Here is a 13,607-nt window from a genome sequence, read left to right as displayed (position 1 = left end):
GTTGGCACAGACCCTCGGCGCGGCGCCCCCCGGGGTGCCGCCGGAGGTGTGGCCCCGCTGAGCGACCAGCCCCACCGCCCGGAGTGAACGAACCGACCGAGCCGCGGGCCGGGAGGCGGGGCCCCGGTGTTGCGCCTGGTCATCCGGTGGGGAAGTGTTCGATGCCATGTGCATGCTCGTCGTCGCCCGCCGGGTCCACCCCCGGTACCCGCTGGTGCTGGTGGCCAACCGGGACGAGGTCCACGCCCGCCCCGCCGAACCCCTGCACGAATGGACGGCCGACACGGAGGGGATCTCCGGAATCGTCGCGGGCCGCGACGTCACGGCCGGCGGGACGTGGCTCTCGCTGGCCGCCGGGGCGCGGTTGGCGGCGGTCACCAACGTCCGGGAGGGCGGCCCCGAGCGCTCGGCGGCAGCATCCCGGGGTGAGCTTCCGGTCGACGCGCTCACCGGACCGGTCCCCGTGACCGGGTTCGCCCAGCACGTCGTCGACGATCTGGGCAGGTACGGGCCGGTCAACCTCCTGGCCGGCGACCTCGACGAGATGTGGTGGGCCTCCAACCGGTCCGGTCGGGGGCCGATGCGGTTGGGCACCGGGGTCCACGGCCTGTCCAACGCGGCACTCGACACCCCGTGGCCCAAGGTCGTCGGCGCGGTCGCGCAGGTGCGAACCCTCCTGGGCACCGAGGCGATCTCCGGTCAGGACTGGTCGGGCCCCCTGCTCGACCTGCTCGCCGATCGCCGCAAGGCGCCGATCCGGCACCTGCCGCGGACGGGGGTCCCGCTCTGGCACGAGTGGCGCCTGTCGTCGCGGTTCGTCCGGATCGGCCGGTGGTACGGGACCCGGTCGACGACGGCGCTGCGGATCGACGAGCACGGTACCGCCGACGTGGTCGAGCGCACCTGGGACGCCCGGGGACGCGTCGCGGGGACGGTCACCGCCCGGCTCTGAATGCAGATCCGCGCGGTGACCGCCCCCGGGGCGGTCTCGCCGGTGTGGCCGTCCGGCCAGCGTGTCCGACTATCCGACGGTCCAGGTGTTGCTGCCGTCGAGCAGGGACTGCAGGTCCGCCGGTGCGGTCTCCTTGGCGGCGGCGACCTGGGCACGGGCCTGGTCGTCGTAGGTCTCGCGGTGCACCTGCCGGATGATGCCGGTGACGGTGTACTCGAGGTCCTGGCTGGACAGGTTCGCCAGCGCGTGCGCGTAGGAGGGGTCCTCGGCGTGGGCGTCGTGGACGATGATGTCGGCCTCGTCGACCTCGGCGGTCGCCGCGACCTTCAGCGAGAAACCGGAGCGGACCACGCAGTGCTGACCGTCGTCGCCGAAGATGATCTTCTCGCCGTGGCGGACTGCGATGAGGTGGTCGCCCGCGTCCTCCTTGCGCAGCAGGTCGAACGAGCCGTCGTTGAAGATCGGGCAGTCCTGCAGGATCTCCACGAAGCTGGTGCCGCGGTGGCGGGCGGCGGCCTCGAGGACCTCGGTCAGACCCTTGCGATCCGAGTCCAGGGCGCGGGCCACGAAGCTCGCCTGGGCGCCGAGCACCAGCGACAGCGGGTTGAACGGGTGGTCCAGCGACCCCATGGGGCTGGACTTGGTGACCTTGCCCGGCTCCGAGGTGGGCGAGTACTGGCCCTTGGTCAGCCCGTAGATCCGGTTGTTGAACATCAGGATGTTGAGGTTGACGTTGCGGCGCAGGGTGTGGATGAGGTGGTTGCCGCCGATCGACATGGCGTCGCCGTCACCGGTGACCACCCACACCGACTGGTCCGGGCGGGCGGTCGCCAACCCGGTGGCGATCGCCGGGGCGCGCCCGTGGATCGAGTGCATCCCGTAGGTCTCGAGGTAGTACGGGAAGCGGCTCGAGCAGCCGATTCCGGAGATGAACGTGATGTTCTCGCGCTTGAGACCGAGCTTGGGCAGCAGGGCGCGGATGGTGGCCAGGATGACGTAGTCGCCACAGCCGGGGCACCAACGCACCTCCTGGTCGGAGGTGTAGTCCTTGGGCTTCTGCGGCGCATCGCTCTTGGGTACGGAGGCCAACGCGTCCAGGGGCAGCGGGCTGCCGACGAGTCCAGGTTCGGTGGTGGTCATGGAAATCCTCTCCTCGCTCGCGGGTCAGCGGGTTCGGTTGGCGGTGGTGGTGCCGGTGGCGGTGTGGCCGATCCGCCGGTTGCGCGCAGCGGGCTCGCCGGTCGTGGTGATGACCCCGTCGAGCGCCAGACGGTACTTGTCGTGCTCGGTGTGGGTGAGTCGCCCGGCGAACTCCGCCTCGATGGCGGTCTGCAGTTCCTCGGCCGAGAACGCCATGCCGTGCACCTTGGTGATGGGCTGGATCTGAGCCGGGAAACGGGCCTTGAGCAGCATGGCGAGCTGTCCCAGGTTCATCTCCGGAACGAGCACCCGGTGGTACTTGGCGAGCACCTCGCCGATGTTGTCCGGGAGCGGGTTGAGGTGGCGGACATGCGCGCGGGCCACGCGGTGGCCGTTGGCGCGGGCGCGGCGGACCGCCTCCCCGATGGGGCCGTAGGACGATCCCCAGCCCACCACCAGGACGTCGGCCTCGCCGGACGGGTCGTCGACCTCGAGGTCGGGCACGTCGATGAGCGCGATCCGCAGGGCCCGGGTCCGGGTCATGAGGTCGTGGTTCTCCGCCGTGTACGAGATGTTGCCGGTGCCGTTGGCCTTCTCCAGCCCGCCGATGCGGTGCTCGAGACCGGGCTCACCCGGGACCGCCCAGTCGCGGGCCAGCGTCTCGGGGTCACGGGCGTAGGGGAGGTAGTCCCCGGCGGCCTCGGTCTCTCCGTCGGCGCCGGTCGCGGGCGCGGTGGCGAGGTTCTTGTCGATCGCCGGCAGGTCGGCCACGTCGGGCAGGAGCCACGGCTCGGAGCCGTTGGCGATCGCGCCGTCGGACAGCACGATGACGGGGGTCCGGTAGGTGACCGCGATCCGCGCCGCCTCACGGGCGATCTCGAAGCAGTCCGAGGGCGACTGCGGGGCGATCACCGCGACGGGCGACTCTCCGTTGCGCCCGAACAGCGCCTGCAGAAGGTCCGACTGCTCGGTCTTGGTGGGTAGCCCGGTCGAGGGGCCGCCGCGCTGGACGTCGATGATCACCAGCGGCAGCTCGGTCATGACGGCCAGGCCGATGGCCTCGGACTTGAGAGCGAGGCCGGGACCGGAGGTCGAGGTGACGCCCAGCGCCCCGCCGTAGGAGGCGCCGAGGGCGGCGCCGATGCCGGCGATCTCGTCCTCCGCCTGGAAGGTGGTCACGTCGAACTGCTTGAGCTTGCTCAACTCGTGCAGGATGTCCGAGGCGGGCGTGATGGGGTAGGTGCCCAGGAACACGGGCATGTCCGCCGACCTGCCCGCGGTGACCAGGCCGTAGGCCATCGCCGTGTTACCCGTGATCTGACGGTAGCGACCCTTCGGCAGCTGGGCCGGCATGATCTCGTACTCCGAGGCGAAGGCCTCGGTGGTCTCGCCGTAGTTCCAGCCCGCGTGCAGGGCCAGGACGTTGGCCTCGAGGATGGCGGGCTTCTTGCCGAACTTGCTGCCCAGGAACTTCTCGATCGAGTCGACCGTGCGCCCGTACATCCAGGTCAGCAAGCCCAGCGCGAACATGTTCTTGCAGCGCTCGGCGTCCTTCTTGCCGATGTCCACGGACTCGACGGCGCCGATGGTCAGCGTGCCCATGGCCACCTCGTGCACCTGGAATGCCTCGAAGGCCGGGGAGCCGAGGGGGTTGGACTCGTACCCCACCTTGGTGAGGTTGCGCTTGGTGAACTCGTCCGAGTTGACGATGAGGATGCCGCCGGAGGGCAGGTCGTCGATGTTGGCCTTGAGCGCGGCCGGGTTCATCGCCACCAGCACGTCGGGGCGGTCCCCGGCGGTGAGGATGTCGTAGTCCGCGATCTGGATCTGGAAGCTCGACACCCCGTGGATCGTGCCCTGGGGGGCCCGGATCTCGGCCGGGTAGTTGGGCTGGGTCGCCAGGTCGTTCCCGAAGGCCGCGGCCTCCGAGGTGAACTGGTCACCGGCGAGCTGCATGCCGTCACCCGAGTCGCCCGCGATGCGGATGACCACCTTGTCCAGCTTGGTCTTGGACACATTGCCCACCGCTGCTGACCTCCGTTGCGTCTGAGATGATCGGGGCTGGTCGTGACTCCCGTACGGCCACCGACGGTACGCCGGTTCCGGCGCGACCCGTGGCCGCGGCGGAATTGGAAAACGGTAACACGTTCCAGTTAGGCGTAGTGCCCCCTCGTCATCACCATAGACCGGTCTGTCTATCCGTGCCAATCGGCGGGAGTGCGCGCGGCCCCCGGGCGAGGTGTCCGGGGGCGTGCGAGCCCGATGACCTCGATGACCGGAGACGCCGGCGACGGCGACGGCCACGGCGACGACCACGACCACGACGACGACGACCACGACGAGGCGGCCCGGTGCGAACGGAGACATATATATAGGGATGCGTCCGCGCACCGATTCCCACCGGGTCGCCGATCTCTCACCGTCACCAGGGCACCTCGGCCCACCTCCGCATGGGGGAGGAGAGGGCGGAGCACCGGCGCCCGTCCACGGCCTCGGGGGTGGAACCGCGGCGGAACGCGACTCTCGGGGAGCGCCCCTGGCCTGGTATGAATTCTCATAGACAGGCCCCGGCACGCGTACCGTATCCGGGACCGGAGTTCGGCGACACACGTCGCCGACGGATCAGCGCAGGTTGGGAGCGGTTCAGTGGCGAGCAAGCAGACAGCATCGGGCGGAAAGCGGAGCCTGGTGATCGTCGAGTCCGCCACCAAGGCCCGCAAGATCCAGCCCTACCTGGGGTCCGACTACGTGGTCGAGGCGTCGGTCGGCCACATCCGTGACCTGCCCAAGGGCGCCGCCGACATCCCGGCCAAGTACAAGAAGGAGCCGTGGGCGCGGCTCGGCGTGAACCCGGAGGACAACTTCGAGCCGATCTACGTGGTGAGCGCGGACAAGAAGAAGAAGGTCGCCGAGCTCAAGAAGGAACTGGCCGGCGTGGACCAGCTCCTCCTGGCCACCGACCCCGACCGCGAGGGTGAGGCGATCGCCTGGCACCTGCTCGAGGTGCTCAAGCCCAAGGTCCCGGTCAAGCGCATGGTGTTCCACGAGATCACCAAGCCCGCGATCCTCGCCGCCGCCGAGAACACCCGCGAGCTGGACACCGACCTGGTCGACGCCCAGGAGACCCGCCGGATCCTCGACCGTCTCTACGGATACGAGGTCTCCCCGGTCCTGTGGAAGAAGGTCATGCCGCGGCTCTCCGCGGGCCGCGTGCAGTCCGTGGCCACCCGCGTGATCGTCGAGCGCGAGCGGGAGCGCATGGCGTTCGTCGCCGCCGACTACTGGGACATCACCGCGACCCTGACGACGCAGCAGGCCACCGGCGGGGACGCGGGGGAGCCGCGCAGCTTCACGGCCCGCCTCGCCGCGGTGGACGGTGCCCGGGTCGCCCAGGGCCGCGACTTCGGCCAGAACGGCCGCCTCAAGACCACCGGCGCGGCCAAGGACGCGGTGGTGCTCGAGGAGGCCGCGGCCCGTGCGTTGTCGGACGCCCTCGACGGTGCCGACTTCGTGGTCGACTCCGTGGAGTCCAAGCCGTACACCCGGCGCCCCTACGCGCCGTTCATGACCTCGACGCTGCAACAGGAGGCCGGCCGCAAGCTGCGCTACACCTCCGAACGCACCATGCGCATCGCCCAGCGGTTGTACGAGAACGGCTACATCACCTACATGCGTACCGACTCCACGACGCTGTCCGAGGGCGGCATGTCGGCCGCGCGTGCGCAGGCCACGGAGTTGTACGGCAGCGAGTACGTCTCGCCCACCCCGCGTCAGTACACCCGCAAGGTCAAGAACTCGCAGGAGGCGCACGAGGCCATCCGCCCGGCCGGAGAGTCCTTCGCGACACCCGGTCAGCTGCACAGCGCGCTGGATGCCGAGGAGTACCGCCTGTACGAGCTCATCTGGCAGCGCACGGTCGCCTCCCAGATGGCCGATGCCAAGGGCACGTCGGTGAGCATCCGGATCACGGGCGCCGCGGGCGAGAACCCGTCCGGGTACAGCCGGGCCACCTTCGCGGCCTCGGGCCGCACCATCACGTTCCCCGGCTTCCTCAAGGCCTACGTCGAGGCCGCCGAGGAGTCCACCGAGTCGTCCGACAAGCCCATGGCGGACGACGCCGAGCGGCGGTTGCCCCGGCTCAGCGAGGGGCAGGCGCTCACGGGTTCGGATCTGTCCGCCGACGGCCACACCACCAGCCCGCCGGCCCGCTACAACGAGGCGAGCCTGGTCAAGGTCATGGAGGAGATGGGGATCGGCCGCCCCTCCACCTACGCCAGCATCATCCGCACCATCCAGGACCGCGGGTACGTGTACTCGCGGGGCAACGCCCTCGTGCCCAGCTGGGTGGCGTTCGCCGTGATCGGTCTGCTCGAGCAGAACTTCGGTCGACTGGTGGACTACGACTTCACCTCGCTCATGGAGGACGAGCTCGACGAGATCGCCGAGGGGCGCGAGAACCGCGACGACTGGCTGCGTCGCTTCTACTTCGGTGACCCCGACGGCGCCGGGTCGGCCGGGGACGGGGATCGCGCGGTCGGGCTCAAGAACCTCATCGACGTGAACCTCGAGGCCATCGACGCCCGCAGCATCAACTCCATCCGGGTCTTCGACGACTCCGAGGGACGACCGGTCCACGTCCGTGTCGGGCGCTACGGTCCGTACCTCGAGCGCATGGTCGCGGGGGAGCGCGGCGAGCAGGAGTCGCAGCGCGCCAACCTGCCGGAGGGGATGAGCCCCGACGAGCTCACGCTCGAGGTGGCCGAGAAACTCTTCGCCACCCCGCAGGACGGGCGTCCGCTGGGCGTGGATCCCGAGACCGGTCACGAGATCGTGGTCAAGGACGGCCGATTCGGCCCCTACGTCACCGAGAAGCTGCCCGAGCCCACCGACGCGGAGAAGGCGCAGTGGGCCAAGAAGGTGCTCGCCGACGCCGAGGCGGAGAAGAAGCGGATCGACGCCGAGCGCGACGCCGCGATGGCGGCCGCGAAGGATGACGAGGCCAAGGCGGAGGCCAAGAAGGCCGCGACCAAGGCCAAGTCCGCCGTGACCCGCAAGGCCAAGAAGGAGTCCGACAACCCCACCGGCCCCAAGCCGCGGACAGGGTCGCTCATGCAGTCGATGGAGCCGGCCACGGTCACGCTCGAGCAGGCACTCAAGCTGCTGTCGCTGCCGCGGGTGCTGGGCGTCGACCCCACGAGTGGTGAGGAGATCACCGCGCAACTCGGCCGATACGGTCCCTACCTGCGGAAGGGCACCGATTCGCGGACCCTGGACACCGAGGACGCCGTCTTCACCATCACGCTCGAGGAGGCTCTGAAGATCTACTCCGAGCCCAAGCGTCGGGGCCGGCAGGCCGCCGCACCCAAGGCGCTGCGCGAGATGGGGGTCGACGAGGTCTCCGGCAAGCAGATGCTGGTCAAGGACGGGCGTTTCGGGCCGTATGTGACCGACGGGGAGTCGAACGCGTCCCTGCGCAAGGGCGACACAGTGGAGACGCTCACCGACGCGCGCGCCTCGGAACTGCTGTCCGAGCGGCGCGCCAAGTCCCCGCCGAAGAAGGCCGCGGCGAAGAAGGCCCCGGCCCGGAAGTCTCCGGCCAAGAAGTCTCCGGCCAAGAAAGCCACCGCGGGGCGCTGACCCGACCGCGGACACCCTCCCCGCGGTTGGCGGACACCTCCTCCGCGCTGGCGGACAGGATCGGTGCTCACGGGCCCTCAGGACGCGGAATTCGTCCGCCAACGGCGCGGAGGCGTCCGCCAGCGCGGAGGGGGTGGCCGCCAACGGCGCGGTGGTGTCCGCCAACCGAGGTGCGGATCAGGTGTCGGCGGTGTCCAGACCCTCGACGGTGGGGCGAAGCGCCACGTTCCCCGCCTGCCACCGGTCCGCGAGGGTCGGCCGGAGCGGCCGGGCCAGCTGCGTCATGATGCCGCGCCCACGCAGTTCGACGCTGCGTCCCAGCACCCACCTCGCCGCCTCGGGAGCGTCGGCGTTGCGGATCGCGGCAGCCGACGCCAGGACGTGGCCCTGTTCGGACTTGGCCAGGGTGGTCAGGCGTGCGGCCTCGTTGACCGGATCACCGATCACGGTGTACTCGAAGCGCTTGGCGTGTCCGATGTGCCCGGCGATCACGGTGCCGTAGGAGACCCCGATACCCGCCGAGAGCGGGGAGAGCCCGGCGAGCTGGCTCTGGAGGGCGCGGGCGGCCCGGAGCGCCCGTCCGGCCTCGTTCTCGACCTCGATTGGCGCACCGAACACCGCGAGCAGCGCGTCGCCCTGGAACTTGTTGATGTAACCGCCGTTGGTGTCGACGGCCTCCACCGCGATGCGGAAGAACTCGTTGAGCACGGCGACGACCTCGGCCGGCTCGTGGGCGGCGGCGAACTCCGTCGATCCGGTCAGGTCGACGAAGAGCACCGCGACCTGCCGCTCCTGGCCCCCGAGCTCCGTCCCTCGTTCGAGTGCGTGGCGTGCCACGTCCTCGCCGACGTAGCGGCCGAAGAGGTCCTGGATCGCCTCGCGTTCCTGCAGGCCGGTCACCATCTCGTTGAAGCCCTGGCCCAGTCGGCCGATCTCGGAGCTGTCGTAGATGGTGACGCGGGCCTCGAGGTCGCCCTTCTTGACCCGACCGACGCCCGCCTGCATCTCGCGGACGGGGTCGGCGATGGAGTCCGAGACCAGGCCCATGCCGATCGCGCCGGCGATCACGGCGACGCTGGCCATCACCGCGAGCGCCACGAGGATGTGCCCGGGGTCGTCACCGAACAGCCCGACCCACTGCCCGGTGAGGATCAGCAGGATCCCGGCGACGGGGATGACCGTGGTGAGCGCCCAGCCCAGGAAGATCCGTCGACGGACCCCCGGGACGTGCCGGTTGGCCGGCACGCCCTGGGCGAGGGCGCGGACGGTGATCGGTCGCATGATCCGCTCGGCCTGGAGGTACGAGATCAGGCAGGTGGTGGTCCCGCCGAGGATGCTCGTCACGCCCACCACCAGGGCGAGGCGGGGGGAGTGGGCCACGTTGGCGACGACAAAGACGATGGTGCCGATCAGCCACATGGCCCCGGAGATGAGCGCCTGGTGGAAGGGCAGCCGCAGGGCCCGGTTGCGGATCGCCCCGCCGAACTCCTCACCTGACCGGTCGACCCGGAGTACCGGGAGCAGAAGCAGGGTCGACGCGATGACCCCGCCGATGAACGCCAGCACAAGGTAGCCGATGAACAGGTACTGGTTGAGGAACCGGAACTGGTCCAGGTCGAGGAAGCGGTCCATCGGGAGGACGAAGCGCAGGAACGCGAAGACGAAGACCGCGCCGATGATGTTGGCCTGCACCATCGTGAGGGCATAGACGGGCCAGGGGGTGGCCCACAGCCACCGGAACAGCCTGACCCATCGCTCCATTCGGTCAAGGGTAGTTCCCGGGGCTCGTCACGGGAACGCAGGTGTGACGTAGTGCGGCGATATGGTGGGGCCATGCCAGGGGTGTTCGATCGGTTGGCCGGTCAGTCCGACGTCGTGGCGGAGCTGACCGCCGCGGCGTCGGCGGCGCGTGCGCGGGTGCCGGGCCAGGGGTGGGACGAGTCGGACGCGCGGATGGTCCACGCGTGGCTGTTCACCGGTCCACCGGGGAGCGGCCGGAGCGTCGCCGCCACGTGTTTCGCCGCCGCCTTGCAGTGCGAGCACCCGGAGATCGTGGGCTGCGGCGAGTGCCGGTCCTGCCACACCGTGCTGGCGGGGACCCACGCAGATGTGCATCTCCTGGCTCCGCAGGGGATCAACATCCTCCTCAAGGACGTCAAGGAGACCATCCACCGCGCCGCCAGCCGCCCCAGCACCGGTCGCTGGCAGATCGTGGTGGTGGAGGAGGCGGACCGGCTCACCGAGCAGTCCGGCAACGCGCTGCTCAAGGTGGTGGAGGAGCCGCCGAGCCGCACGGTGTTCCTGCTGTGCTCGCCCACGACGGACCCCATGGACATCATGGTCACCCTGCGGTCCAGGTCGAGGAACGTCGCGCTGCGTCAGCCGGACGCGGCCGCCGTGGAGAGCGCGCTCCTCGCCGGCGGTGGGATCGACCCGGAACGTGCGCGGTGGGCCGCTGCGGTCTCCTCCGGGCACATCGGTCGCGCCCGGTGGTTGGCCACCGACGAGGCCACCCGCGAGCGTCGGGACGTGGTGTTGGAGCTGCCCATGGTCATGCACAATCCCGGCCGGGCGTTCCCGCTCGCGGACAGGCTGGTCAGCGCCGCGGAGCAGGAGGCCCTCGCCCGCAACACCCGGAACGACGAGCGTGAGGTGGAGGAGCTGCGCACCGCGATGGGTGTGGGCGGCACAGGGAAGGGGGCGGTCGCGGCGGGTCGCGGCGCCGCGGGCGCGGTGAAGGAGCTGGAGAAGGCTCAGAAGTCGCGGCGGACCCGTTCCACCCGTGATTCGCTGGACCTGGCGTTGGTCGACCTGGCGGGCTTCTACCGGGACGCGCTCATGGCCGGACTCGGGGTCGCGGACGTCGCCCCGGTGCACCCGGACAAGGCCGAGGAGTCGGCGCGCCTCGGGGGGCACTACCCGCCGGCGTCCGTGCTGGGGGCCATCGAGGCCATCCAGGAGTGTCGCGCTGCCATCGAGGTCAACGTGAAGCCGAAGTTCGCCGTGTCGGCGATGGTGGGGGCCATCCGCGAGGCGTTGGGGTGAGGCAACGGGTGAGTCAGAACGGATGAGACAGCAGGACCCGGGCGGGGTGGGCCCCGTGGGCGCCGGGCGTTTTCCGGCCGCGCGGGCTAGTCGTATATAGTTGCGACGCCCCACAAGGGCTCGCCGCGTTAGCTCAGTCGGTAGAGCATTTCACTCGTAATGAAAAGGTCGTCGGTTCGATTCCGACACGCGGCTCAGAAGCAGGAACGCCCCTGAACTCGGGAAACCGGGGTCAGGGGCGTTCTGTGTGGGGGAGTGTGTCGTGCGCCCACGGCGGGCTCGATTCGCTGTGTGGATCCCTCGGGACCGCCCACGGGCCTCTCTCCGGCACGTCAGCCGCGCGGTTCCTCGCCGGCGTGGCGAATGAACCACCCGCGCCCCCACCGGTCCAGCCCCGGGCGACGACGACGAGGTCGAACCCGTAGCCGAAGTGGGCGGCATCGGAGCATTGGTGGTGGCGCGGCCACCCGCTTGGCTACCGTTGGGCTGCGACCCCCCTCTACAGGAAGTGCCCATGACCTCTCAGCCCCTGATAGTCGAGCGAGCCGATCACATCGAGACGTGGACGCTCAACCTGCCGGAGTCCCGGAACGCCATCTCCGACCCGGCGATCGTCGATGCACTGTGCGCCCGGGTGGCGGAGGTCAACGCTGATCATGAGGTCCGGGCCGTCGTCCTCACCGGCGCGGGGTCGGCGTTCTCCGCCGGCGGCAACGTCAAGGACATGGTCGACAGGGCCGGGATGTTCGGCGGCAGTCCCTACGAACTCCGCGACGGTTACCGCACGGGTATCCAGCGGATCCCGCGCGCGCTGTACCACTGCGAGGTGCCGGTGATCGCGGCGGTGAACGGCCCCGCCGTCGGTGCGGGGTGTGACCTGGCGGTGATGTGTGATCTCCGGGTGGCCTCGACGACGGCGTGGTTCGCGGAGAGTTTCGTCCAGCTCGGGATCATCCCGGGTGACGGCGGCGCGTGGCTGCTAACCAAGGCGATCGGCCCCGCGCGAGCGGCGGAGATGGCGCTCACCGGCGACCGGGTCAAGGCCGAGCAGGCCGCGGCGTGGGGCCTGGTCAACGAGGTGGTGGAGCCCGAGGAGCTGCTCCCGGCAGCCCGTGCTCTGGCCGGCCGGGTGGCCAAGAACCCGCCGCACGCGGTCCGGATGGCCAAACGTCTGCTCCGCGAGTCCCAGCACCAGTCACTGGAGTCACTGCTCGAGCTCTCGGCGGCGATGCAGGCACTCGCGCACCACACCGCCGACCACCGCGAGGCCCTCACCGCGTTCGGAGAGAAGCGCGCGGGGGAGTACGAGGGGCGCTGACCCCCTGGCTCCCCGACGCCCTGCCCGGTTGACCCGCCGTCACGCCCACCGCCAGCCCTCCCCTTAGGAGCACCGATGACGTCTGCACTCGTCCCACCGACCACCCTGGCATCGGCGGACATGGACGCTTTGCGGGCTGAGGTGCGGGCGTTCCTCTCGGCGGAGATCGCCGCCGGCCGGCTGACGCCGTGGATCGACACGTGGCTCACCCGGTGGGACGAGGACTTCACCCGCAGGCTCGCCGAGCAGGGGTGGGTGGGGATGACGGTCCCCACCGAGTACGGCGGTCGGGGGCGCACGCACCTGGAGCGGTTCGTCGTCACCGAGGAACTGCTCGCGGTCGGGGCGCCCGTCGCCGCGCAGTGGGTCGCCGACCGGCAGATCGCCCCGTCGCTCCTGCGGTACGGAACCGAGGAGCAGAAGCGCGAGTTCCTGCCGCGGATCGCCGCGGGGGAGTGTTGCTTCGGCATCGGGATGAGCGAGCCGGATTCCGGGTCGGACCTGGCCAGCGTGCGGACGAAGGGCGTCCGCGTCGACGGCGGCTGGGCGATCACCGGGACGAAGGTGTGGACCTCCGGAGCGCAGCACGCGGAGGCGTTCATCGCGCTGGCCCGCACCGAACCCCTGGACACCTCCGACCGTCACGCGGGGCTGAGCCAGTTCATCGTCGACCTGCGCAGCGAGGGTGTGACCATCCGCCCGATCGTGTCCCTGTCCGGTGACCACCATTTCAACGAGGTCGTCCTCGACGAGGTGTTCGTCCCCGACTCCCGCGTGTTCGGCACCCTCGGCAACGGCTGGGACCAGGTCAACTCCGAGTTGGCCTTCGAGCGCAGCGGGCCCGAACGGTTCCTGTCCTCCTTCCGCCTGCTCGCCGCCGAGATCGGGGCCGTCTCCGAGGGGCGACTGCCCGCCCGCACGGATCTCGGCCGCTCGGTCGCGCGGATGGCGGGCCTGCACGCCCTGAGCCAGAACATCGCCGGGGCCCTGCAGCGCGGCGAACCGGCGGACAACGCCGCAGCCCTGGTCAAACTCCTCGGCACGACCACCGAGGGCGACATCGTCGATGTGGTCTCCACCCGACTCGGCGACGAGTTCACACCCGATGACGCAGGCGGGGCTCCGGCCGCGTCCGAACTCACCGACCTCCTGCGTGCCGGACTACACCAGCGGCCCGGCTTCACCCTGCGGGGCGGGACCAACGAGATTCTGCGCGGCGTGATCGCGCGGGGACTGGGGATGCGATGAACACCGGGGCCGGGCATGCGATGGGCGCGGGGGTGGGGGAGGCGAAGTCGGAGGACACCGGGACCCGCGAGGGCGTGGAGGGCCTCGGACTCGAGATCGACCGGGACCTCGAGTCGATGATGGCCGATGTGCTGGCGCAGTTCTCCGGCCCCACCGACCGACCGGACTCCGCGGCCGTGTGGAGGACTCTGTCCGAGGTGGGGATCGGCCGCCTCACAGCCCCCGAGGACACCGGTGGCAGCGGCGCGGGGTGGGCCGAGGCCGCCA

8 protein-coding genes, 1 tRNA gene and 1 pseudogene are annotated in these 13,607 nt (G+C 70.4%); 7 read left to right on the top strand and 3 right to left on the bottom strand.

Going from position 1 to position 13,607, the window contains the following annotated elements; all coding sequences use genetic code 11:
- Positions 1-154: 154 nt before the first annotated feature.
- The gene (locus tag G6031_RS13125) at positions 155-952 is read left to right on the top strand and encodes an NRDE family protein (RefSeq protein WP_347238498.1); all 798 of its coding nucleotides are present in this window, start codon (positions 155-157) and stop codon (positions 950-952) included.
- Between the two features lie 69 nt (positions 953-1,021).
- Here G6031_RS13125 and G6031_RS13120 read toward each other — a convergent pair whose 3' ends face one another.
- Together G6031_RS13120 and G6031_RS13115 are read right to left on the bottom strand one after the other, a co-directional pair.
- Positions 1,022-2,092 carry a 2-oxoacid:ferredoxin oxidoreductase subunit beta gene (locus G6031_RS13120; protein ID WP_182615896.1) on the bottom strand — a complete coding sequence of 357 codons (1,071 nt, stop codon included), beginning with the start codon at positions 2,090-2,092 and terminating at the stop codon, positions 1,022-1,024.
- Positions 2,093-2,116: 24 nt separating this feature from the next.
- Positions 2,117-4,117: a 2-oxoacid:acceptor oxidoreductase subunit alpha gene (locus G6031_RS13115; protein ID WP_179524438.1), complete on the bottom strand. Its 2,001-nt coding sequence runs from the start codon at positions 4,115-4,117 to the stop codon at positions 2,117-2,119.
- 621 nt (positions 4,118-4,738) lie between these two features.
- Here G6031_RS13115 and topA point away from each other — a divergent pair.
- Positions 4,739-7,729, top strand: coding sequence for a type I DNA topoisomerase (gene topA, locus G6031_RS13110; RefSeq protein WP_182653492.1), 2,991 nt, complete (start codon positions 4,739-4,741; stop codon positions 7,727-7,729).
- A 177-nt stretch (positions 7,730-7,906) separates the two neighbouring features.
- Here topA and G6031_RS13105 read toward each other — a convergent pair whose 3' ends face one another.
- Positions 7,907-9,490: an adenylate/guanylate cyclase domain-containing protein gene (locus G6031_RS13105; RefSeq protein WP_179524440.1), complete on the bottom strand. Its 1,584-nt coding sequence runs from the start codon at positions 9,488-9,490 to the stop codon at positions 7,907-7,909.
- A gap of 72 nt (positions 9,491-9,562) precedes the next feature.
- Between G6031_RS13105 and G6031_RS13100 the strand changes: the two genes are divergently transcribed.
- The 5 genes and pseudogenes from G6031_RS13100 to G6031_RS13080 form a co-directional block, all read left to right on the top strand.
- A complete protein-coding gene (locus G6031_RS13100) occupies positions 9,563-10,774 on the top strand; it encodes a DNA polymerase III subunit delta' (RefSeq protein ID WP_182653491.1) in 1,212 nt (403 codons plus the stop codon).
- 122 nt (positions 10,775-10,896) lie between these two features.
- Positions 10,897-10,969 (top strand) — tRNA-Thr (locus G6031_RS13095).
- Between the two features lie 319 nt (positions 10,970-11,288).
- A complete protein-coding gene (locus G6031_RS13090; RefSeq protein ID WP_182645116.1) occupies positions 11,289-12,092 on the top strand; it encodes a crotonase/enoyl-CoA hydratase family protein in 804 nt (267 codons plus the stop codon).
- Positions 12,093-12,167: 75 nt separating this feature from the next.
- Complete coding sequence (locus tag G6031_RS13085; protein ID WP_182653490.1) at positions 12,168-13,340, top strand: acyl-CoA dehydrogenase family protein; 1,173 nt, start codon at positions 12,168-12,170, stop codon at positions 13,338-13,340.
- Positions 13,337-13,607: pseudogene (locus G6031_RS13080) on the top strand (acyl-CoA dehydrogenase); the annotation flags it as partial. The gene G6031_RS13085 and the pseudogene G6031_RS13080, both read left to right, overlap by 4 nt.

This window comes from Dietzia sp. CQ4, assembly GCF_014145125.1.
Classification (GTDB): domain Bacteria; phylum Actinomycetota; class Actinomycetes; order Mycobacteriales; family Mycobacteriaceae; genus Dietzia; species Dietzia natronolimnaea.
This window is presented reverse-complemented; position numbering and strand designations above follow the sequence as displayed.